Source organism: Flavobacterium terrae (assembly GCF_900142035.1).
GTDB lineage: Bacteria > Bacteroidota > Bacteroidia > Flavobacteriales > Flavobacteriaceae > Flavobacterium > Flavobacterium terrae.
Map to the genome: position 1 here is coordinate 63,291 of NZ_FQZI01000007.1, position 23,343 is coordinate 86,633.

The window sequence follows — 23,343 nt, forward strand, 5'->3', positions numbered from 1 at the left end:
TAAAATTAGAATGACAATTGAATTCCTGATGTAATAATACGCAGTGGCGGTAAGAAGCCTAACGCGGTAAACTCAGGATCGGCTCCTTTGTAGGATGTAAACGTTAACACGTTTTGCCCCTGTAATGAAACTTTACACTGAACATTTTTCATCCATTTCTTAGGTACTTCATAAGACAAGGCAATGTTTTTGAGACGAATGAAAGAAGCATCGGTAATTACGGCATCGCTGCTGATGTATTTGTAAAAGGCATCTACAGCTGCACCGTTTGCTCCTGAACTGTATTGCTGGTATGGAGCGGAATCTCCCGGACTTTGCCAATGATTACCAACTATTGTTGACTGATTGGACATTGTACCCGGCAAAGCCAATGTGGCTGCCGTATTGTAATTTTCCTGCTTTACGAACTGGAAAAGAAAATCCAGTTGCCACTGTTTGTATTTGAGTTGATTTTGTAAACCTCCGTAAAATTCAGGGTTTAGGTCTTTTACTGTTTTCTTGTCTTCGGTGGCCGTAATTATCCCATCGTTATTTACATCTTCAAACTGATAAATACCCGTTTGCGGATCTATTCCTGTAAAGTGATACACCTTTTTGATGTTTAAAGGCTGACCAATTACCAACTGATTGGCATAGGTTGAGGTTTCCAAGCTGGGGAAAGACAGTAATTTATTTTTGGTTGTTGTAAAATTCAGGCTGGTTGTCCATCTGAAATTCTCTTTCTGAAAATTAACCGTTCGCAATGTGAATTCCCATCCTCTATTTTGAACCGCAGCATCTAAATTAGCCTGCATGGAAGGAAAACCTGTTGTACCCGGAAGCGGAATACCTACCAATTGGTTTGAGGAACGGTTGTTGTACCAAGCCGAAGTAAGGGTAATACAGTCGTTGAAAAAACCGGTTTCGAGTGCTGCTTCGAACTTTTTGTTCATTTCCCAGCCGAAATCGGGGTTATATAAGCGTGTTGGGTGTAAACCGATTGTACCCTGATAATTGTTACCCGAAGTACTGTAGGTATTTAAAAACTGGTAATTCCCTATTTGATCGTTACCGGTTGTACCATAACTGGCGCGCAGTTTTCCGAAACTTAAAAAGCTTAGGTTTTCGCTAATAAACGCTTCGTTTGAAAAAATCCAAGCCGCACCAATGGCCCCGAAATTAGCGAATTGCTTCCCGGGTCCGAAACGGCTTGAACCATCGCGACGCCCTGTAATGTTTACGATGTAGCGTTTGTCCCAATTTAAGTTTACGCGACCGAAAAAGGCTTGGTATTTGTATATCGTAGCTTCATCGGTAAACACTGAAATATTTGACGCTGCTGCCAGATTATAAATAAGGCTATTGCTCATAAAACCACTTGCCTGCTGCACTAACTGTACGTTGTTTTGTTGTTGAAAAGTGCTTCCTACCAATGCTTCTACCCTCGCCTTACCAAACTCTTTGTTCCAATGAAGTTGCGGTTCTATAATCCAAGAATTACGGGAAGTGTTGTTTGCAAAAAGGACTGAATATTCACTACCCAAACCATAAGCAGGATTGTAGATGGTTGAAGGAAAGGTACTGCTTTCGGTATGATGCAAATCAGTATATCCGAAGCTTGATTTGAGTTCCAAATTTTGCAAGAGTTTGTAGGATATCAGCATATTTGCCACTAAGTCTTTTGTATTGGCCAATGACTTCCCTTCGAGATTGCGAAGCGGATTATTAAAAGTGCCGTTTTCCCAATTCAGGTTTCCGTTTTCGTCATACAATGCCGGAGCATTAGGAGCGATTGACCAAGCTTCGGGTGTTAAATCTGTAGATGGCTGATTGTTGTCCTGTATTGTATAGCCGGCGGTGAAATTTATCCTGAACTTTTTGTTGTCGGACTCATGATTTAAGTTCGTATGCAAGTTTCCTTTTTTATAACCGAATTCCCCTGGAAAAACTGTTGTTTCCTTACCGAAATTTCCGCTTACTAAAAACTGTGTTTGTGCATTTCCTCCGGATAGCGCTGCTTGGATGTTTGTAATTTCGTTTGTGCCGCCCAAGAGTGTTTTTTGCCAATCGGTATATCGGTTTTGATCCCATGTACCGTTGATGTCATAAGCATCAGGCGGATATGAAGTGATACCGTCATTTACATAGGCTTCGGCACGCATTTGTAAATACTGCGGGGTTTTCATCATGTCCATGAATCGGGTTACTTTGCCTAAACCACTGTTTATACTTGTTGAGAAAGTTGTTTTGCCCTTCTTTCCTTTTTTGGTGGTGATAAGCACTACCCCATTTGCGCCACGAGAACCATAAATAGCAGTAGCATCGGCATCTTTGAGGACCTCGAGGCTTTCGATATCGCCAGGGTTTAAATTGTTTAACGGGCTTGTGAGTGCGGGCATGACCGTTGCCGTGATACCACCACCAATTGCTTCGGAAGAATACGGAACGCCATCGATAACATACAATGGTGCGTTACCATTTGCCCGAAGACTATTTTGCCCTCGTATTTGAATATCGAAACCGCCACCGGAAACACCAGTACTTTGCGTTACCGAGACGCCAGCCATTTGCCCCTGCATGGTCGCCAGCACATTAGTTACGGGTTGCTTTTCGATATCCTTGGAAGTCATTCTTGCGATACTGCCCGTGCGTTCTTTTTCTTTTACGGAATAGTATCCCGCATTGATTTTGACTTCCTGTAGCGAAGTTGCCTCCTCTGACATAGATACATTTATAGTATTGCGACCTTGAATGGCAATTTCCCGCTTGGCATATCCCATCATAGAAAATACCAATGTATCTTTTGTTGAGGTTTTGATGGTGTAACTGCCATCGTAATTAGAGATTGTTTGGACCGTTGTCCCTTTTACAGTTACATTGACACCGGGTAAAGAGGACAAATTATCATAAATTTTCCCCTGTACGGTTATAGCCTGTTGCCCCCAAGCAACAGATGATAAGAGGTTTATTGCCGTGATGCAAAAAAAAGAGCAAAAAACGGACTGCCTATACCCCTTGAATGAAAAAATTTTCATAGTATTGGATTAGTTAAGTTAAACGAAAGTTTTATTAGCGTAAACCTTCTGCCTGATGCGCCAACACTGGGACAGGAGGTTTTTTATTTTTAAGAGAATTTACACCATAGGCACAACCATTTAGTTTGACATTGTAAAACAATGCCACTATTAGCTTAATGCAGCTAAGCCATAGTGGCATATAACGGCAGGGAAAACCCAACCGGTTTTATTGTGATTTGCGAGCCTGTGAAGTGAAGTTTTGCTTTGAAAAAGGAGAGTTTAGCGCATAAAAAAGCGTGGAACTCAGCTTATCCGCTATCAAGGTACTGGTATACCCTACGCACGAATAAGTGAGCCCACGCCAAGGACGTGAGCATCTTAACTTATCATCTCGTGCGTTAAAAATTACCAGTTTTTGATAACGAGATTCAAAGCGAATGCTTCAAATGTTTTCTATTATGAAGAATCGCAAAAATATGTATTTCATTACAAATATAAGAAAATATTTTAAAATGCGGATTTCACTCCGAATTATTTTTACTTTTTAAGAGTTCATTTGCAATACTATGATAGAAGTTAATCGTAAAATAGTTGATTTTATAGCAAATGAATGGGTTAGCAAAGCTAAGTCCCAGAGATCTTTTGCTTTAGATCACGGGATTGACGAAAAGACTGTTCGTAGTATTAAAAATGACGAAACTTATAAAATCAGTTTAGAGACAATAATTAAAATTTGTGAGGCTAGAAACTTAAAGCTCTCGGAGTTTTTTAAGATAATAGAATTATAGAAGGATGCTGATTAGCATCCTTCTTTTATTTGTGGTAAACCGTAACATTTTATTTAAGATTCTATTTACTTTTGACAAAAACTTCACATATTTAGAAGCTATAGACAATGGTTGTAGAACCGTTCATACAAAAAAAATAACCTTCAAACAAATATCAACTATGAGTAAAATTTATAATTATTCTGCCTTTTATGTCAGCGAACCATTTAGCGAATCCTCACTTGGTGCTCATGCATCAAAAGATTTTTGTTATTACAATTTACTTAAAGCATGGAAAGGTTCAGACAATTCCTTTCCATTTAACAATGCACATGATACTACTTATAATGTTCGTGATAATAGTGATTGGGAATTAACACTTAAACCGAGACTTCATACAAGACTAAGAAATTCAAGAAATATAATTTTATTTTTAAGTCAAAATACATCAAATTCAAAAGCATTAAGAGAAGAAATTGAATATGGAATTAATACTCTAAATCTTCCAGTAATTGTAGTATATCCTGATTTAAAAACTACTAAGGATATACGAAATAGTACAAATTCTAATTTTAGTACAACCGTAATTAATTTATGGAATAATTTACCTGTCTTTCGTGATTCCAAATCCAAAGTTCCAGTATTGCATATACCTATGGATAAAGAAATTATTAAAAGAGCATTAAACAATGTAGACTTCAGAGTAAATTCAGGTAAAACACCTGATGATTATTATTACAACAGTTAATTCTTATGAAAGTAAATTTCTTCGACAAAAATGTCAGAAACAAGTTTTGGGTTTATTTTTCAGTAATATCTGGAATCTTGTCATTTATACTACTGTTCAATGTTCTTCCTGAAGAGTATAAAGATTATTTAAAGTGCTTTGGTTACACAACTTTTATACTTTTAATATTGATTTATATTATATTGTGGCTCAGAGCAAATTATTTAACAAATGTAAAAATTGATATTGATGGTAGTACAGTCAATATAAAATCTGGAGACTTATTTTCGGAAGATGGATTTAAAGTAATCCCTTTTAATGAATATTTTGATACTATTGTAGATGAAAATATTATTGCTAGCAGTTCTTTAAATGGGCTTTTTATAAAAAAATATTTAACCACAAGTGTTAATGAACTTGACAATTTTATTGTTCAAAAAACCGATAATGAAGATTTAATAAATGCAAGTGTATCTAGGAGATTAGGCGGAAAAACTGTAAAGTTTAAACTTAGTACAATTTTCGTTTTTAATGATTACTTACTAACAGCATTTTCAAAGTTTGATGACCATAATAAAGCCGTTCTATCTATGTCCGAATACATTGAATTTTTAATAAATTTTTGGGATAGAGTTAATCGAGTTTATGCTCAAAAATCAGTTTCTGTACCAATTTTCGGTTCTGGAATAACTAGAATAAAAGAACATAAAAATATTAGTGATGAGGATTTATTGAAAATTATGTTATGGACATTTAAGTTGAGTGAAATGAAGTTTAAACATCCTGCCAAACTATCAATAATAATACACAAAGATAAAATTGGTAAGATTGATTTATTTAATTTAAAATCTACCGAATTAGGTTTGTAGAAAATACCACAGCCTATAACAAAGTTTGAGCAAGTGGGTTTAAATCGTAAAAAAATCGGACTGATTTAAACAAAACTAAGAGTGTTTTTTAATCAAAAAAGGGATGTTTTTAACATCCCTTTTCCTTGAATTTAATAACTGATTAAAACTCAAACCCGAACAAAGTTCCCGACTCATCCCTATCATTAAGCTCCAACACTATATTCTCTTTGTTAAAGTAAATAAATTCTTCATTATTATTAACCGGAAGATCGGACTTGATAACAGATAGTATATATTGAATATCATTACTTTTGGTAACATTATCAATCAATTCCAATAATCTTATTTTAATACCATTGTCTTGTTGTGACAACACATCGTCATGATATACAAAACGAAAATATGATTCTATATTATATGCTACTAGAATAGCCAAATCAAAGACTACACATAATATTTTCTTATAAGTTCTTCCTTCGTCTTTGGCTGTATCTTTAGATAAATGATCCTTAGTTTTTATTGTAGGTTGTTTAAAATCTACATTGTTACTAGAATTTATAGACCAAGAAATATAAGTGTCCTCATTCATTATTTCTAAAAAATACTTTGAAAACAAATCTCGAATTTGTTTATACTTCACATTCTTTTCTGTATTATTACTGAAATTTTTAATCTGCTTTACAGTTCCTTCAATTTCATTTTTAAGTGTTTCTTTTAGCTCCCCTTTTTCAATAATTACATCAATGATTCTTAAACGCTCTTGAAGTTGTATAAGTTCAGACTCTAGCCTAGCCAGCTCTTTTTGATATTCTTTTAATCTCCTAAAAGTATCTGTGTCTTTTAAGAAACCTAATAAATTTTCTTTCTTATTATTAAGCTCTTGTAATTCTTTATTAATCAGATTTAACTCCTCACTTTTATCCTTAAGTGTTTTTTTAAGTAATCTGTTTCTATCTTTTGTTAACTCTTCATTAAAACTAATTAACTCTTGATAATCCTTTTTTAACGAATCTGAAAAATAAATTTTAGACTCTAAAAATACTTTTTCAACCTTTGCTAAATCGAAAGCAAAATTATTCTTAATCGAATTTTGAAGTTTATTTATATCAAAACTCAAGTTATAAGAAAGAGTATTAAGGCTTGAAATTTTATTTTCTATTTCGTCTATCCCTTTTTCGATTAAACTCTGATCTTGCTCATAAAAATTTAATTGATCAATCCTTTGTCCTGCTTCATCCGTCTTGTTTTTTTGAAGACTAATTTGCGCTATAATTTCATCACGATCTGTATCATTAACTGAAAAATCTTTTTTCAGCTGTTTTATTTGATTCTCGATTTTTTCTTGTTCAATATCATTTTCATATTTCTTACGCAAGACCTCTCCATCAAATCCTAGCAAATCAAACATAAAAGGTTTCCAGTCTATATCCTTTCCTCCTTTGAACTTAGATAACCTGTATACATCTTCATAATCCGGCTGCATTCGAATGCAATAATTTATTGCCTTTCTATAGTCATACAGTTTATTTTTAAAAAAATCAAATCTTATATATTCAGCTAATTTCTTTTTAGCGGCATCACCACCTAAATCTTCGAACTGCCAAACCGAGGGAGGTGTATACCCCTCAGTTTTTTGATTATTAATACTAAACGATGCTTTAGAATGATTATCAATTGATCTTTTAACAGTTAAAAATCTACCATCATTCAGAAGAATTTCTAAGTAAAAAACATGATTAATAAAAATAGAATTCCCTTTTTCGTCTTTTATCTTTAACAAAAAATGATTTTTATCTATTTGTTTTATTAATAAATAATCAATTAACTCTGCTAATTTAGTTTTTCCTAAATCATGTGAATTTTTTTTATCTTTTAAATCTGTTAATACATCGGCATATACAACATTTAGCCCTTTTAGATTAAACGTAATATTTTTAAATCGACTATCGTTACTATATAGTTTACTTAATTTCATTTGCTCTAAAAGAATCTGTTTTTTGTTCGTAGTTCAACTTTCCTAATAAAAATAAAAAGTTTAAAGCATAGGGAAAATTTACCTTTGCCTCATCTCCAAGCACAGCTATGATTTTATTTAACAGATTGTCGTATTGAATAGCATAGAAGACATTAAGTTCAGATAAAATAACTGTACTGATATTTAGAATAGAATATTTTGGATTGGTATGTCTGTCTGGTTTAATCATTTAACTCCTATTAAACATTCATAATACATATAATGTAATAAAGTAAAAATGTGTCTTTTACCTTTTAATTTATTTCCATCGGAAACTTTCTTAAATATAAAAATAAATATTTCTTCAAACGACGCAAAGTTAGTCCTTTTTAATTGAATTAAATTTCTTAATTCGGCAGCTATATCAAAATATTGTTCTTTAAATTCTTCATTCCTTGTATCACTTAAAAAAGATTCAATTTTTTCAAAATCCTGCAATGAATGACTTAATATTTCATTTTCATAATACTCCTTACTCAATTGATTTTTCTTATTTTTCTCTTCAATTTTCACCCTATCAAAATCAAATTTTATTCTGTTAACTTCTGCTTCGAGGCTTGTTTTAATTTTAGGTAACTCTTTGTGAAATTCTAAAATTATATCTTTTATTTCTTCTTCAGAAAAATCAAACGGGATATGAAGTAAGTCTAATTTAAACTCCTTTATAATATCCTTGTTAGGGTTTATGTATAAATCATTTAACGATTCTTTCCCAATTATTGCAACATTTTCAAGACCGGTTTCTCTTTGAATTTTTTTAACTAAATCATCGCCTGAAATCCCAGTGAACTTTCTATTTGTAAATATCAAATAACAATCTATATCTCCTGCGCTTTTTAAGACATTTACTTTTTTAATTTCTTCGCCAACAGTTTTTTTAAAATCAGAATCAGAACATGAAGCAATAGGATTGGCTGTATGTTTAGCTTGAACAATAAATTTACCATTCCATGAATCCTTCTCTGAAGGATAGTTATTTGCTTTTCCAATAAATTTTCCATCTTTACCTCCATCTTTACCTGGAGCAAAAGAAATCACCCCCATACCTAACATACCTTGACAAATCCTATTTACAAGTTTCTCAAAGGTGTCTTCATCTAAAAGCTCTAAACGATAATCCATTAATTTTATATATTAATAAATACGAAAATAGTATATTTCAATTGAAATGTAATAAAGAAAGTACTCCTGAATACAAATTATATATATAGCTGGCAAAATATTCAATTTAAATTGCCAAAGCAAAGTTGTCAATTTAGTATAAACAGTTGTCAAAAACGGAGCATTTAATTTCACCATAACCACCACTCCCCTGCTTATTGTAATTTTGAGTTATGGAATGGTATGAAATTTTAGGGTTACTTGTGGTTTGGGTTTTAGGTCTTTACTTGAGAGGGAAACTTATTGAGTATAAGAGGGATTATTATAGGGGATATAATGGAAGTTGGAGAAATAGGAAAAGGAAATGAGAGGCGCTTTTGGGGTGTCTTTTTTTATGGCTAACAAAATACTTGCTATATTTGAGAGGATATCACGCCACAAAAGAAACGATACAATGCAGAAAACTACATTTAAAATAGCTAAAATGGATTGTGCAGCTGAAGAGCAAATGATCCGGATGAAACTTGGTGATTTGTCCAGTATCAGTTCATTAGAATTTGATATTCCTAACCGTCTATTAACGGTTTATCATTTTGAGCATTACCACCAAATTTTTGAAAGCCTTGACAGTTTAAATTTTGACACCTCATTTATTGATAATGTTTCAGCGGATAATTACGTCACAATAAACAATAGTAAACGAGAAAGGAAATTGCTTTGGCAAGTATTAATCATTAACTTTTTCTTTTTTGTACTTGAACTTACAACTGGCTTCATTGCAAACTCAATGGGTCTTGTGGCCGACAGTTTAGATATGTTTGCTGATAGTATTGTTTACGGACTTGCTCTTTTTGCAGTTGGTGGTACCATTATTAGGAAAAAAAATATTGCTAAAGCAGCCGGTTACCTTCAACTGTTGCTTACGATTTTAGGGTTTGTTGAAGTAATTAGACGATTTATAGGAACTGAAACAACTCCTGCTTTTCAAACTATGATACTTATCTCAATACTTGCTCTTATTGGCAATGCTCTTTGTTTGTACTTATTACAAAAAAGTAAAAGCAAAGAAGCTCATATGCAAGCAAGTATGATTTTTACTTCTAATGATGTAATTGTAAATCTTGGAGTAATTATTGCTGGTGGTCTTGTTTATTTGACTGATTCAAAATATCCAGATCTTATTATAGGGACTATAGTTTTCATTATTGTGGGACAGGGAGCATTTAAAATACTAAAGCTTTCTAAATGACGAATAAATAACTAATGTTGTATTACTTAGGTTTTGGGTGGAGAAGGGAATGAAAAAGGTTTGACTTTTTTAAAATCAAACCTTCTAGTTCTAAATATCCAATTACTTAAGCCTATACGAAGTACTCCTACCCTTTCCTTCCTGCTCCAGAATGTCTTTTTGCATAAGATCCTGAATATCGCGCAAGGCAGTATCTGTAGAGGTCTTGTTAATTTTTGCATATTTTGAGACATTGAGCACCCCAAAGAAATCGTCGAGAAGTAAATGAAGTATTTTTTGCTGTCTGACATTGAGTTGTGTTTCCCTGTGTGTTTCCCAAAATTTTGCGCGTATTAATGTTTTAGAAACTACTTCGTCTGTTTGTGCCATAGAATGCATAAGGCAATCCAAGAACCATTCTAACCATGGTGTTATGTCTAACTCGTCTTTTTGGGTGTTTTCCAGTATATCGTAATACTTATTCCTTTCTGCCTGTATTTGTGCTGACATGGAATAAAATCGCTGTGGACTTTGGTCTGCACGTGCTAGTTGTAAATCGGCAATTGCGCGGGCGATACGTCCGTTACCATCGTCGAACGGGTGTATGGTTACAAACCATAAATGTGCTATTGCAGCTTTTATTACGGGATCTATACCCTGGTCTGTTTCCATCCAGTTTAGAAACTGTTGCATTTCTGCGGGTACTTTGGTTGCTGGTGGAGCTTCAAAGTGTATTTTTTCCTTACCCATAGGTCCCGAAGTTACCTGCATTACATCATCACGCCACGCGCCGACATTGATTTTATACATACCGCTTCTTCCGGTTGGAAATAATGCTGCGTGCCAGTCAAAAAGCCGCTCTGCTGTTAATGGTTTGGTGTAGGATTGTGTTGCATCTAAAAGCATTTCAACAATTCCCTCAACACTACGTTCTGCCGGTACAGCTCCGGCAATTTCAATACCCAAACGTCTGGCTATGGAGGAACGTACTTGTTCCGGATTAAGTTGTTCGCCTTCAATCTGACTTGTTTTTACCACATCTAAAGTAAGTGCCTTTAACATGGTTTCTTCCTGTAGTTTAAAACCTAAAGCCTGCATTTGGCCAAGTATTTTTCCTTGATTGTGCCTCACTGCTCCCAATAATGGAGAGATTTTATCGGCATCCCAAGTGAAATTTGGCCAGTCTTTTCTTTGATGTATGTACATAATCACCGCTGTTTTGCGGTAAATATAAGATTTTTTTACCGCACTTTTATTGCTTTGCGGTGATTACTTTTCTTTATTGCCGCTTATTTGCGGTGATTGTTTTGGTTTTTCACCGCAATGTGACAATAATTTTGTAAAAAAAACGATATTTAAGTACCAAATATCTTTCAAAACCTGTTCGTTTTTTGGTCTGATTTAAAGCCTTTTATTTGGTCAAATTGCCAATTATAACTATCTTAGCAATATAAGATTTGAAGATGTTTGCAGTACAGATGCAAAATCGAGACCCTTGTTTTTTTGGTTACTTGTAACCCTTATAAATAAACGGATTAGTTAGGATGTTCGAATCCTGCTCTCCCCACAAAAAGCGAACCTAAATGGTTCGCTTTTTTTATTATACCTAATCTATAATTTTCAATCTAATTTTTTACTCAATAAAAAGTAATATACCAAGACATAAAAAGAAACTACATAACTCAATATACTAATACCCATAAAGAAAATAAAGTTATTGTAGAAATGATACATTACAAAGAACAAATCACTCACAATAAAGGTAAAACTCGTCATCATCAAATAAAAATTAGTTTGATTTTGTTGTAGTGTATACAATATAGTGGCAGAAGAACCAAATGTTACTGATGAGATTCCGTAAACAATGATGAGTAAATACAATTCAATTTTTAAATCAAACATCAAGACTAAGCTAAAATATAATAAGCTTAAAAAAAACAGGAACATTAAAACCATGTAAGATAAATTTATTCTATCTGGTAAATGGAATTTGAGTTCAAAAATATTTTTCAAAACAAAACATAACAGAATACAATAGGCAAAAAAATTAGCTAGTACAACAAAAAAGAAACTTCTATCATCATAAAAAAGATTTAAAATCCCCGAAACAAAGAACAACAGTAAAATAATTGAAGACCAAAAGCTAATTCTCCCATTACTCACTTGCCAATAATAAAAAAAAATAGAAGGTATAATAATTGGCTTTACAATAGAAACTAAACTATCAATTCCTACAACAACTGCTATAAAGTAAATAAAACTTGATAAAATATATAAGACTAATGCTGGTGTGCTCGCTTTCATTAATAAACTGCATTTCTAAATTTACAATTTGTTTTAAAGTCTTTCACAAAACAATAGAACATAAAATAATCGAAAATAGAGCTTTCTAATTATTTTTTTAAAGTTATGAATTGATTTTCAAAAACTGTAGAAATAAGACACTCAATTAATTAAATATTTTTCCAATTCTAAAATTAGTAATATTCATTCCACAACATCATAAAACTTTGAGGTAAGTTTTGTTTTATTTATCAATACTTAGTTCATCATAGGATTTTTTAGCTTCCTCATAACCTACTTTAAAAATCTTGTCCATTTTCAATTTATTGGTTTCAAAAGTCCCATATCGGGATAATTCCTCTGGTTCAATAACCCAATCGCAAATATTAAATTTATGAGTGTTAGAATTAGCCGAAAGTAAATCAAATGCTCTTGTGGTTACTGCCTTTATTGATGATAGATCTTTTCTTTCAATCTTCTGAATTGGACTAACATAGACCCCTATTAATGATTCACATCTACCCTGCAGAATATCTGTTGGAAAATGGTTCAAAATACCTCCATCACTATAAAGATTTCCATCTACTTCATACGGAGATAAAACCCCAGGAAATGATGATGAAGCTAATACCGCATCAACTACCTTGACATCGTTGTCAAAAACCTTTAATTTACCTTTAACAAGATCTGTCGCGGTTATATGAATTTGAATTGGTAAATCTCCTATTTTCTTATCTCCAAAGATTGAATTAAAATACATCTTAAATGCATCAGAATCAATTAACCCCGCTTTTTTAAAAGTGAAGTGCTTCCAATTGAAAAAGTATATCGATTTAAAGAAATTTAAAATTTCATCTGGTGACTGTCCTCCAGCATACAGAGCTGCAACTATAGAACCAGCACTTGTGCCAGCAATATGAATAGGTTTAATATTTTTTTCTTCTAAAAATTTTAAAACACCTGCATGAGCCAAACCTTTGGTTCCTCCTCCAGATAAAATTAAACCAATTGAATTTTGATGAAGCTTCATTAAAAAAAAGTAAATTCTTACAACAAATATAGAATACTATTCAATTATTATCAAATATAAAAAAGCTCCGCAAAAACGGAGCTTAAATTTTATTCTAATGCAAAAACTACTTGGGCGTTGGCCGTGACTTCAATTTCACCAACTGCAAGTGTTTCTCTTGGAGCCATATCAGCACTTTTTGCCATCATCATCTCTCTACCAGCATATACAGGTTGAGGATAATACGTTTGTGAATTATCAGTAATCAGTAAAACCTTTCCTAACTTCAAACTCAAAGCTGATGTATAATCAGTCGCCTTTTGTTTAGCGTCTAACATTGCTTTTTTTCTAGCTTCAGATAGGTATTGATCTAGTTTAGAAGATTTGAATTCAACTCCATTAATATTTGTAATACCAGTATCTGGCAAATCCATCATAAATGCATCATATTTTTTAATATCTTTTAATGTGATTGATATTGTTTGATTCGCCGTGAAATTATATTTCTTTTTCTCGTAATCATAATTCTTATACAAATTCACATTTGTAGTTTGATAATCTGATTGAGGAATGTTGTAACCTTTAATATATTTGATTACTTTTTCGATAATAATATCATTTGCTTTTTTTACTTCTGCAGCATCTTTACCGTTATTTTGAACACCAACCGAAATGATTACTTGATCTGGCGCTACTTTAATTTTACCTTCTCCTGCTACACTAATTTGTGGCACTTGTGGTCTTTGATCTTGAGCATAAGTCATAACCGTAAAAATTGTTATTAATGTTACTACTAAATTTTTCATCTCTTTATTTTTTTATAAGATTGTTATTACAAACTGTGTGCCAATTATATTTTTCCTGTTTTAGCTAGATAAAATAATATAACAATGGGGACAGCTAACAAAATTACCATGTAAGTATTTTCTACAAACAAAATTGGCATTTGTGACAATGTAATTACATAACCTCCTATTGCTCCACCAAAATGAGCTGTATGACCAATATTATCATTCTTAGCTTTCATCCCATAGATAGAAGACAACAAATAAATAAATCCGTAAAGAGATCCCGGTAAAAAACCAAAAATCATCAATCTATCTTCTAACAATATAGAACTAAATATAACCCCTGTGACAGCCCCAGAAGCTCCTACGGCTCTATACGAATAATCATTTTGATGAAAATACAATGTAAGTAAACTTCCACAAATTAAACTCCCTGTGTAAACTAGTAAAAAGGATATGTTACCCATAATATTTAAAACAACTGGGGCAAACATATACAAAGTGAACATATTAAAGAATAAATGAGCCCAATCCGCATGTAAAAAAGCTGATGAAAGCATTCTTATCTGCTCACCAGCCCTAATACTTGCTATGTGAAATTCATATTTTCTAAAAAAAGAAATATCTTGAAAAGCTTTATAACTTATAAGAAGATTTGTTCCTATTATTCCTAATAAAATTGGATTCATATTTTTTTATTAGTAAATATAAGAAAAGCTTTTAACATTTATTAACATAGTAATAGCCGAATAAATGATTTATATTTGCTTAAATTCTTTATCAATGCAGTTACTTGTTTTTATAATAATTTATCCACTATTGTGGATTATTTCAATATTACCTTTTCGCTTATTATATATCTTTTCAGACTTTGTTTATTTTATTGTTTATCATATCATTGGCTACAGAAAAAAAACAGTGAGAGAGAATCTATTGATTGCCTTTCCACATCTTAGTGACAAGGAAAGACTCGACATAGAAAAAAAATCATTTCATCATTTATGTGATATGTTTTTAGAAATGATTAAAACTATAAGCATAACAGATAAACAAATTGAAGAGCGTTTTACCTATTCCAATCTTGAAGTATATAAAGATTTAGAAAAAAAAGGAAAAAGTATTACTCTGTTAGTTTCTCACTACGCAAGTTATGAATGGGTAATTTCTATGAACAAAAAAATTTCACACAAAGGATATGGTATTTACAAGCAAATTAAAAATCCTTATTTTGATAAGCTAGTAAAAAAAATTCGTTCAAGATTTAAAGCTTATTTAATTACTACTAAAGAGACTAAAAAAACTATAGCAAAGAACTATAAAAATGAAGTTTTAGGAGTATATGGCTTTGCAAGTGATCAGACACCCAGATGGTCAGATAACATGTATTGGCACACATTTTTTGGTCAAACAACCGCAATACATTATGGAGCAGAAAGTTTAGCCAAAGAATTTGACATGAATATGATTTACATGAAAGTAAGAAAAGTAAAAAGAGGCTATTATGAAGCTAGTTTTGAAGTGCTTACAGAAGATGTAAAGTCAGTTCCCAATTATAAAATTTCAGAGGATTTTATGAGTAGGGTCGAAAAACAAATCATTGAAGCTCCAGAATATTATTTATGGACCCATAAACGATGGAAACATAAAAAATATGATTAACTTAATATATGTTATAACTTAAAAAGAGTCTTTACTTTTTCAAAATTGTTATTAGCGTCGTTTAAATGAGTAAATTCATTTGATTTGCAGTTATACTCGTACTCTTTTTCCCATTCTTTATGATTTGATGCCAATTGTTCAATACAACTTACCACAAAATCAATTTCTTTATTTGTAGTCGTTGGGTGAATTGACATTCTAATCCATCCCGGTTTTTGCTCTAAATTTCCTGTATCTATATTACAAGTAATACTGTTAGAAGTTTCTTGATCAACATGTAATAAAAAATGTCCGTAGGTTCCTGCGCAACTACATCCTCCACGAGTTTGAATACCAAATTTATCATTAAGCAACTTAACTCCTAGGTTATAATGCAAATCATCGATGTAAAATGAAATTACTCCTAATCTCTCTTTATGTTGTCCAGCTAAAATATTTAAATTAGAAATAGGTGATAATCTATGAAAAACAAATTCAACAATTTCATGTTCTCGATCTAGAATATTTTTAACACCCATTTTTTCTTTTAATTGGATTGCTAAAGCCGTTTTAATTACTTGTAAAAACCCTGGAGTACCACCATCTTCCCTATCTTCAATATTATCAATATACTTGTGTTGCCCCCAAGGGTTTGTCCAAGATACTGTTCCACCACCAGGACAATCAGGCACATTATTTCGATATAAATCCTTATTAAAAATCAAAACACCTGAAGTTCCGGGTCCTCCTAAAAATTTGTGTGGTGAAAAGAAAATAGCGTCTAAATAAGCTTCTTTATCTTCAGGATGCATATCAATATCAACATAAGGCCCTGAGCACGCGAAATCAACAAAACAAACTCCGTTATTTTGATGCATTATTTTCGCAACTTCATGATAAGGAGTGGTTATTCCTGTTACATTAGAACACGATGTTATAGAAGCAATTTTAAAACTTCTATCTTTATATTGATTAACAGTATTTTTAAATTTTTCTAGCGAAAACAAACCATCTTCATCAGCTGGAACCACAATTACATCCGCAATTGTTTCTAACCAAGAAGTCTGATTAGAGTGATGTTCCATATGGGAGATAAAAACGATTGGCCTAAGTTCATTTGGAATATTAGTAAACTCTTTTAAGTTTTCTGCAACACGAAGACCTAAAATTCTTTGAAACTTATTTACAACACCAGTCATACCTGTCCCATCTGTAATTAACACATCATCTTCATTAGCATTAACGTGATGTTTAATAATATGACGCGCTTCGTGATACGCCATGGTCATAGTTGTTCCAGAAATAGTAGTTTCGGTATGAGTGTTAGCCACAAAAGGTCCAAACTCATTCATCATTTTTTCTTCTATAGGACGGTATAATCTTCCACTAGCAGTCCAATCTGTATAAATTATTTTTTGCTTCCCATAAGGAGATTCAAATTCCTGATTTATACCTATAATATTTTCTCTAAATTGTTGAAAATATTGTTCTAAAGTTGTAGAAGATTCAGTTGCAATCATTGTGTTGTAATTTGGGGTCAAATATACATTTTTTACCAATTTTATAACGTTAAAATACTTAGATAATACCTACTTTTGATTAATATAACAATTTTGTTTAGCCAAGTTATGCAACTTAACATTCGAAATAAATTTACAAACGAACTTCCTGTTGATAAGGACAATACTAATGATGTGAGAAAAGTCTTCGATGCTTGTTTTTCTTTTGTAAATCCTACTCCAACTTCAAATCCAAAATTAATTCATACTTCAAACGAAGTAGCTGAAATAATTGGAATAATCAAAAATGATATTCTTTCTAAAGAGTTTTTAAATGTTTTTACAGGTAACAAAATCTTAGTAAATACGAAACCATATGCCATGTGTTATGGAGGGCATCAATTTGGGAATTGGGCTGGACAATTAGGCGATGGAAGAGCTATCAATTTATTTGAAGTTGAAAATAATAACCAAAAGTATACTTTACAATTAAAAGGAGCTGGAAAAACGCCATATTCAAGAAATGCAGATGGTTTAGCTGTTTTACGTTCCTCGATTCGAGAATATTTATGTGCAGAAGCCATGTATTATTTGGGAGTACCAACTACTCGTTCTCTATCCTTATCAGTAACAGGAGATCAAGTGCTTCGTGATATAATGTACAATGGAAATCCTGCGTTCGAAAAAGGAGCAGTTGTTTGTAGAGTTGCTCCTTCTTTCATTCGTTTTGGAAATTTTGAAATTTTTGCTGCTAGAAATGATTTAAAGACGCTTCAAGAACTAACCGATTTTACGATTAAACATTATTTCTCTGAAATTAAAATCGATGGAATAGAAAAATACATTTCATTTTTTAAAACTGTTTGCGATACAACTCTTAAAATGATTATTGAATGGCAACGTGTAGGTTTTGTTCATGGGGTTATGAATACCGATAATATGAGCATTCATGGTTTAACTATAGACTATGGACCATATGGCTGGTTGGAAGACTATAATCCAGATTGGACTCCTAATACTACAGACAATCAACACAAAAGATACCGATTTGGAAATCAGCCTGAAATTGCACTTTGGAATTTATATCAACTAGCCAATGCTCTTTATCCACTCGTAAATGAAGCTAAGCCTTTTGAAGATATTTTAAATAGTTACCAAACTGAATATGAGACCAAATATTTAGAAATGATGAAAGGGAAATTAGGGATCACTTTAAATCTTGAGACTGACATCAAATTGATTTATCAATTAACAGAATTGTTAACAGTAAAAGAGACTGACATGACAATTTTCTTTAGATTACTATCAAAAATCGAAAAAGAAGATAATCAAGAACAAGCTTTTTCAAAAGTGAGCCCAGCTTTTTACCAACTAGACGAAATTAAAGATGAGTTTTTAAAGGATTGGAATATTTGGCTAAATGACTACATTGAAAGAATAAAACAGGAAAATTTATCAGACTCCGGAAGAAAACAAAAAATGGATGCTACAAATCCAAAATATGTACTTCGTAACTATATGGCACAAATAGCTATTGATGCAGCAGATAAAGAAGACTATACCGTTATTAATGAATTATATACTCTTTTACAAAATCCTTACGATGAACAACCAGAAAAAGAAAAATGGTTTGCTAAAAGACCCGATTGGGCAAGAGAAAAAATTGGTTGTTCAATGTTATCTTGTAGTTCTTAATTAAGAATTTTATTAATTTTATAAGAATTAAGATTTCAAAATATGAGAAAGTTAGAATTCAAGATTAATATTAATGCTTCTGCAGATAAGGTGTGGTACTCATTATGGGATGATGAAAATTACAAGAATTGGACAAGTGCTTTTTGTGAGGGCTCATTTGTAATTACAGACTTCAAAGAAGGTTCAAAAGCACACTTTTTATCTCCTAATGGTGAAGGAATGTTTTCAAAAGTAAGCATTAACAAGCCATTTCAATTGATGAGTTTTAATCATATTGGTATGATAAAAAACTTTGAAGAACAACCACTAGATGATGAAACTAAATCTTGGAGTGGTTGCGAAGAAAAATACCAACTAGAAGAAACTAATGGTCAAACTACTTTAACCGCAAGGGTTGATGTAATTGATAAATATATAGAATATTTTAATGATAGTTTTCCAAAAGGTTTACAAAAAGTAAAAGAAATTGCAGAAGACACTAGCTTAAAACCAATTTCCATTTATACAAGTGTAAATGCTTCTTTAGAAAAAGTTTGGGAATTTTGGACAACTCCAAATCATATTATAAATTGGAATCAGGCTTCTGATGACTGGCACACAACAAAAGCATCAAATGATTTAAGAGTAGGCGGCACATTTTCAAGTACTATGGCTGCAAAAGATGGAAGCATGAGCTTTGACTTTGAAGGAAAATATTCTCTTGTTGAACCTCATAAAAAAATTAAATATTCCATGATCGATGGGCGTATAGTAACTGTTACGTTTTACAATATAGACAACCAAACTGTTATAACTGAAACTTTTGATCCTGAAACACAAAATTCTCCAGAGCTACAAAGAAATGGTTGGCAAGCTATCTTAAATAATTTTAAAAAATATACAGAAAACAATTAATCATTTAAACTAAAAAACTATGGCAAGTGTACACACTTATTTAACTTTCAATGGAAATTGCGAAGAAGCATTCAACTTTTACAAATCTGTTTTTGGTGGAGAATTTGAATTTATAGGAAAATTTAAAGATATGCCTCCAGCTGAAGGGCAACCTCCAGTTTCTGAAGCTGATGCAGAAAAAATAATGCATGTTAGCTTACCAATTGGAAATGGAAGTTCGCTTTTTGGGAGTGATACATCAGAAGGATTTGGAGGTAAAGTTACTTTTGGAAACAACTTTTCTATATCTATAAATGCAGCTAATAAAGAAGAAGCAGATAAGTTATTTAATGGACTTTCACAAGGAGGAACTATTACAATGCCTATGGCTGATACATTTTGGGAAGCTTATTTTGGCATGTTTGTTGATAAGTTTGGAATAAACTGGATGGTAAACTTTGATTATAAATAATATTTCTATTTAAATTGACGTTTATAACCACAAAATCTATCAAAATGAAAAATTTAATTAAAACCACAGTATTTGCTGCCTTTTTATTTTTAATAGTATCAGATAATATGTTTGCACAAGGTCCTCCACCATGGGCACCTGCTCATGGTTACAGAGCTAAAACAAAACATATTTATTTCCCTGAACAAAACTTTTATTATGATATAGAAGCGCGTAATTATATTTATTTAAACGGAGGAAGATGGTCTATTAGTGCTAGTATTCCTAGACCTTTCATCAATATAAACTTAGGAGGTGCTCCACAAGTTCAATTAGAATTTGTAGGTCACAACCCTTACAGAGAGAATCATATTCATGTAGTGAAATATAAAAAACCTAAAAAATATAAAAAGGTAAAGGTTATTCATCATGATAACCATCATCATCATCACAAGGGACATGGAAAACATAAACATTAAAATAAAAAGCTGCAATTAAAATTGCAGCTTTTTATTTATAACTCTATGCTAAAATTTTTGGTAATATCACAATATAATCAATTTCTTGAAGTTTAATTTAGAGTAATTAAATCCCAAAAAAATGAAAAAAATTTTAAACCTACTATTACTATTTACAAGTGCATTTTTATTAACTAAATGTTCAAGTGATGATTCATCAACAATAAATAATGAAGGTCCTTTATTTGTTAATGGTGTAACTTATCAAATAGGTACAAATTCAAGTGGAAACACCTATAACAGTACTATGTATTCCTCATCAACAAATTATAAAACAAGAACATTTACTATTTTAAGAGGAAGTTCAACAACTCCTGAGAATTCAGAAAGTATAAATTTAACAATAAGCTATCCTATTGCACAATCAAGCATAAATGGGACCTATGATTTAACAGTAGACACTACAGATGCAATAGCAACTAATTCAGCTTATAGCATTTGCTCATTGAATACTTTTAATAGCACTTATGGTGGAGAAAACATTTTCGCATCAGGAACTGTTACAGTTGTAGATAATGGTAATAACAATTTCAAACTAACATTTAATAGTGTTACGCTAAAAAATCAAGATAGCCCAACTACAGATGCCAGAACAATTATTGGTTTTTGTCAAACAATATTTACTCAATTATAAAAAAAAGGCCCTTATTTCATAAGGGCCTTTTTTTTATATTCCAGCAATAACTTTCAATTCATTCACGAAACGTTCAGCTAAAACATCAGCTTGCTTTTGTGTTGGTGCTTCAGTGTAAATTCTGATAATAGGTTCAGTATTCGATTTACGAAGATGAACCCATTCAGTTGGAAAATCAATTTTAACTCCATCAATGGTTGAAATATTTTCAGAACCATACTTTTTAGTCATTGTTTCTAAAACTAGATCAACATCAATTTGAGGCGTTAATTCAATTTTATTTTTACTCATATAATATTGTGGATATAAAGCTCTAATTTCTGCAACTGTTTTATCCTGATTAGCCAAATAAGTTAAAAATAATGCAACACCTACAAGAGCATCTCTACCATAATGAATTTCTGGATAAATAATACCTCCATTGCCTTCACCTCCAATGATAGCATTTGTTGATTTCATTAACTCAACTACATTCACTTCACCTACAGCACTCGCTTGATAACTTCCATTGTGTTTTTCAGTAATATCTCGTAAAGCACGAGACGAACTCATATTTGAAACTGTATTTCCTGGTGTTTTACTCAAAACATAATCTGCAACAGCTACTAAAGTATACTCCTCACCAAACATTTCACCATCATTTGAAATAAATGCCAAACGATCGACATCAGGATCGACAACAATTCCAAAGTCAGCTTTTTCATCTACAACCAACTTACAAATGTCTCCTAAATGTTCTTTTAAAGGCTCTGGGTTATGAGGAAAATGTCCATTGGGTTCACAATACAATTTCACAACTTCTACACCTAATTCTTCTAATAATTTTGGAATAATAATACCACCAGAAGAATTAACACCATCAACCACAACTTTAAACTTCTTAGCTTTTACTATATCAACATCAACTAAAGGCAATGCTAATACTTCATCAATATGAATATCCATGTAAGCATTGTTTTCTGTAACCTCACCTAACGAATCCACATCTACAAAATCAAAAGCTTCTGCTTCAGCAATTTCTAAAATTTTAGCTCCATCAGCTCCACTCAAAAATTCTCCTTTAGCATTTAATAATTTTAAAGCATTCCATTGTTTTGGGTTATGAGAAGCAGTTAATATAATCCCCCCATCAGCATTTTCTAGCGGTACTGCAACTTCAACAGTTGGAGTTGTAGAAAGCCCCAAATCAATAACGTCAATACCAAGACCAACTAAAGTATTTATCACTAAGTTATGAATCATTGGTCCAGATATTCTTGCATCTCTTCCTATTACCACTACAAGCTTTTCTTTATTCAAACTATTCTTCAAAAAAGTACCGTATGCAGAAGCAAATTTTACTGCATCAACTGGAGTTAAATTATCTCCAACTTTACCTCCTATTGTTCCTCTAATTCCAGAAATTGATTTTATTAAAGTCATTAAATAATATTTACAAAGATTAATACACAAATATAAAAGTAACTTAGTTCATAAATATCCTAATGATCACTTTTTTTAACTAATAAGAAATGAAAGAGTAAAGTTTGTATATTTGGAATACTTAGATTAAAAAAATGAACTTTCTAGCTCACATATATTTATCTGGAGATAATGAATTGCTAAAAATTGGCAATTTCATGGCAGATGGAATTAGAGGACAACAATACACTAATTTTCCAATTGATGTACAGAAAGGAGTTTTACTTCATAGATCAATCGACTCATTTACAGACGCCAACATAACATACCGAAAAAGCAAGCATCGACTTCATGAAAAATACGGACACTATTCTGGTGTTATAATGGATATTATTTATGACCATTATTTAGCCAAAAATTGGAAAAATTATTCCAATATAGCTTTAGATGATTATGCTGATGATTTTTATGAATCCTTAAAAAAAAATTATGACATCCTTACAGATAAAACTAAGAATATGATGCCTTATATGATAGCTCGAAATTGGCTCAAAAGTTATGCAAGTATTGGAGGATTAGAAATGATTCTTTTCCAAATGGATCATAGAACAAAAAACAGAGCAAACATGCAGGAAGCTATCGTAGAATTACAAGAATTTTACACTCTTTTTGAAGAAGAATTTACTTCTTTTTTTAGCGAATTACAAGAACATTGTAAAATAAAACTTGTAGAAATTAATAAAATCTTCTAAATCTTCATTTAAAAAAATAGCTAAAAAACAAAAAACCCTATCAGATTTGATAGGGTTTTTTAAAAGAAAGGCGGCGACATACTCTCCCACAGGATTGCAGTACCATCTGCGCAGGCGG

At 31.9% G+C, this 23,343-nt stretch carries 22 protein-coding genes; 11 read left to right on the forward strand and 11 right to left on the reverse strand.

Annotated features, from left to right (window positions below; all coding sequences use genetic code 11):
- Nucleotides 1–5 precede the first annotated feature (5 nt).
- Complete coding sequence (locus BUC09_RS13975; RefSeq protein WP_073312203.1) at nucleotides 6–3,014, reverse strand: SusC/RagA family TonB-linked outer membrane protein; 3,009 nt, start codon at nucleotides 3,012–3,014, stop codon at nucleotides 6–8.
- Between the two features lie 548 nt (nucleotides 3,015–3,562).
- On the opposite strand from BUC09_RS13975, the gene BUC09_RS13980 reads away from it, so the two are divergent.
- From BUC09_RS13980 to BUC09_RS13990, 3 genes are all read left to right on the forward strand, one after another.
- Nucleotides 3,563–3,784 (forward strand): helix-turn-helix domain-containing protein, encoded by a 222-nt coding sequence (locus BUC09_RS13980; RefSeq protein WP_073312204.1) that lies wholly within the window; start codon nucleotides 3,563–3,565, stop codon nucleotides 3,782–3,784.
- Between the two features lie 160 nt (nucleotides 3,785–3,944).
- Entirely contained in the window at nucleotides 3,945–4,511 is a 567-nt protein-coding gene (locus BUC09_RS13985; RefSeq protein WP_073312226.1) for a TIR domain-containing protein, read from the forward strand.
- 5 nt (nucleotides 4,512–4,516) lie between these two features.
- Complete coding sequence (locus tag BUC09_RS13990) at nucleotides 4,517–5,359, forward strand: macro domain-containing protein (protein ID WP_073312205.1); 843 nt, start codon at nucleotides 4,517–4,519, stop codon at nucleotides 5,357–5,359.
- 142 nt (nucleotides 5,360–5,501) lie between these two features.
- On the opposite strand, the gene BUC09_RS13995 is transcribed toward BUC09_RS13990, so the two are convergent.
- The 3 genes from BUC09_RS13995 to BUC09_RS14005 are packed head-to-tail and all read right to left on the reverse strand — an operon-like array spanning nucleotide 5,502 to nucleotide 8,477.
- Complete coding sequence (locus tag BUC09_RS13995; RefSeq protein ID WP_073312206.1) at nucleotides 5,502–7,316, reverse strand: DUF2326 domain-containing protein; 1,815 nt, start codon at nucleotides 7,314–7,316, stop codon at nucleotides 5,502–5,504.
- On the reverse strand, nucleotides 7,303–7,545 hold the full coding sequence (locus BUC09_RS14000) for an ABC-three component system middle component 8 (RefSeq protein ID WP_073312207.1): 243 nt from the start codon (nucleotides 7,543–7,545) through the stop codon (nucleotides 7,303–7,305). Before BUC09_RS14000 ends, BUC09_RS13995 begins: the two co-directional genes overlap by 14 nt.
- A complete protein-coding gene (locus tag BUC09_RS14005; protein ID WP_073312208.1) occupies nucleotides 7,542–8,477 on the reverse strand; it encodes an ABC-three component system protein in 936 nt (311 codons plus the stop codon). Before BUC09_RS14005 ends, BUC09_RS14000 begins: the two co-directional genes overlap by 4 nt.
- Before the next feature lie 433 nt (nucleotides 8,478–8,910).
- Between BUC09_RS14005 and BUC09_RS14010 the strand changes: the two genes are divergently transcribed.
- A complete protein-coding gene (locus tag BUC09_RS14010) occupies nucleotides 8,911–9,705 on the forward strand; it encodes a cation efflux transmembrane domain-containing protein (RefSeq protein ID WP_073312227.1) in 795 nt (264 codons plus the stop codon).
- Between the two features lie 102 nt (nucleotides 9,706–9,807).
- Here BUC09_RS14010 and BUC09_RS14015 read toward each other — a convergent pair whose 3' ends face one another.
- From BUC09_RS14015 to BUC09_RS14035, 5 genes are all read right to left on the reverse strand, one after another.
- Complete coding sequence (locus tag BUC09_RS14015) at nucleotides 9,808–10,890, reverse strand: Fic family protein (protein WP_073312209.1); 1,083 nt, start codon at nucleotides 10,888–10,890, stop codon at nucleotides 9,808–9,810.
- A 414-nt stretch (nucleotides 10,891–11,304) separates the two neighbouring features.
- Complete coding sequence (locus BUC09_RS14020) at nucleotides 11,305–11,988, reverse strand: lysoplasmalogenase (RefSeq protein ID WP_073312210.1); 684 nt, start codon at nucleotides 11,986–11,988, stop codon at nucleotides 11,305–11,307.
- A gap of 223 nt (nucleotides 11,989–12,211) precedes the next feature.
- A complete protein-coding gene (locus BUC09_RS14025; RefSeq protein ID WP_073312211.1) occupies nucleotides 12,212–12,997 on the reverse strand; it encodes a patatin-like phospholipase family protein in 786 nt (261 codons plus the stop codon).
- A gap of 89 nt (nucleotides 12,998–13,086) precedes the next feature.
- A complete protein-coding gene (locus BUC09_RS14030) occupies nucleotides 13,087–13,782 on the reverse strand; it encodes an SIMPL domain-containing protein (RefSeq protein ID WP_073312212.1) in 696 nt (231 codons plus the stop codon).
- Between the two features lie 44 nt (nucleotides 13,783–13,826).
- Nucleotides 13,827–14,453, reverse strand: a complete 627-nt coding sequence (locus BUC09_RS14035) for a rhomboid family intramembrane serine protease (RefSeq protein WP_073312213.1) — start codon at nucleotides 14,451–14,453, stop codon at nucleotides 13,827–13,829.
- A 94-nt stretch (nucleotides 14,454–14,547) separates the two neighbouring features.
- Between BUC09_RS14035 and BUC09_RS14040 the strand changes: the two genes are divergently transcribed.
- On the forward strand, nucleotides 14,548–15,423 hold the full coding sequence (locus tag BUC09_RS14040) for a lysophospholipid acyltransferase family protein (protein WP_073312214.1): 876 nt from the start codon (nucleotides 14,548–14,550) through the stop codon (nucleotides 15,421–15,423).
- An 11-nt stretch (nucleotides 15,424–15,434) separates the two neighbouring features.
- Here the strand turns inward: BUC09_RS14040 and BUC09_RS14045 are convergent, their stop codons facing one another.
- A complete protein-coding gene (locus BUC09_RS14045; RefSeq protein ID WP_073312215.1) occupies nucleotides 15,435–16,922 on the reverse strand; it encodes an aminotransferase class V-fold PLP-dependent enzyme in 1,488 nt (495 codons plus the stop codon).
- Between the two features lie 108 nt (nucleotides 16,923–17,030).
- Between BUC09_RS14045 and BUC09_RS14050 the strand changes: the two genes are divergently transcribed.
- The 5 genes from BUC09_RS14050 to BUC09_RS14070 all read left to right on the forward strand — a co-directional run bounded on the left by BUC09_RS14050 (nucleotide 17,031) and on the right by BUC09_RS14070 (nucleotide 21,072).
- The gene (locus tag BUC09_RS14050) at nucleotides 17,031–18,596 is read left to right on the forward strand and encodes a protein adenylyltransferase SelO (protein ID WP_073312216.1); all 1,566 of its coding nucleotides are present in this window, start codon (nucleotides 17,031–17,033) and stop codon (nucleotides 18,594–18,596) included.
- A 42-nt stretch (nucleotides 18,597–18,638) separates the two neighbouring features.
- Nucleotides 18,639–19,490, forward strand: a complete 852-nt coding sequence (locus BUC09_RS14990; protein WP_317041206.1) for an SRPBCC domain-containing protein — start codon at nucleotides 18,639–18,641, stop codon at nucleotides 19,488–19,490.
- A gap of 19 nt (nucleotides 19,491–19,509) precedes the next feature.
- A complete protein-coding gene (locus tag BUC09_RS14060) occupies nucleotides 19,510–19,941 on the forward strand; it encodes a VOC family protein (RefSeq protein WP_073312217.1) in 432 nt (143 codons plus the stop codon).
- A 44-nt stretch (nucleotides 19,942–19,985) separates the two neighbouring features.
- Nucleotides 19,986–20,399, forward strand: a complete 414-nt coding sequence (locus BUC09_RS14065) for a hypothetical protein (protein WP_073312218.1) — start codon at nucleotides 19,986–19,988, stop codon at nucleotides 20,397–20,399.
- Nucleotides 20,400–20,520: 121 nt separating this feature from the next.
- Complete coding sequence (locus tag BUC09_RS14070) at nucleotides 20,521–21,072, forward strand: hypothetical protein (protein ID WP_073312219.1); 552 nt, start codon at nucleotides 20,521–20,523, stop codon at nucleotides 21,070–21,072.
- Nucleotides 21,073–21,105: 33 nt separating this feature from the next.
- On the opposite strand, the gene glmM is transcribed toward BUC09_RS14070, so the two are convergent.
- Nucleotides 21,106–22,494, reverse strand: a complete 1,389-nt coding sequence (gene glmM, locus BUC09_RS14075; protein ID WP_073312220.1) for a phosphoglucosamine mutase — start codon at nucleotides 22,492–22,494, stop codon at nucleotides 21,106–21,108.
- Between the two features lie 134 nt (nucleotides 22,495–22,628).
- Between glmM and BUC09_RS14080 the strand changes: the two genes are divergently transcribed.
- The gene (locus BUC09_RS14080; RefSeq protein WP_073312221.1) at nucleotides 22,629–23,225 is read left to right on the forward strand and encodes an acyl carrier protein phosphodiesterase; all 597 of its coding nucleotides are present in this window, start codon (nucleotides 22,629–22,631) and stop codon (nucleotides 23,223–23,225) included.
- The last annotated feature ends 118 nt before the right edge of the window (nucleotides 23,226–23,343 follow it).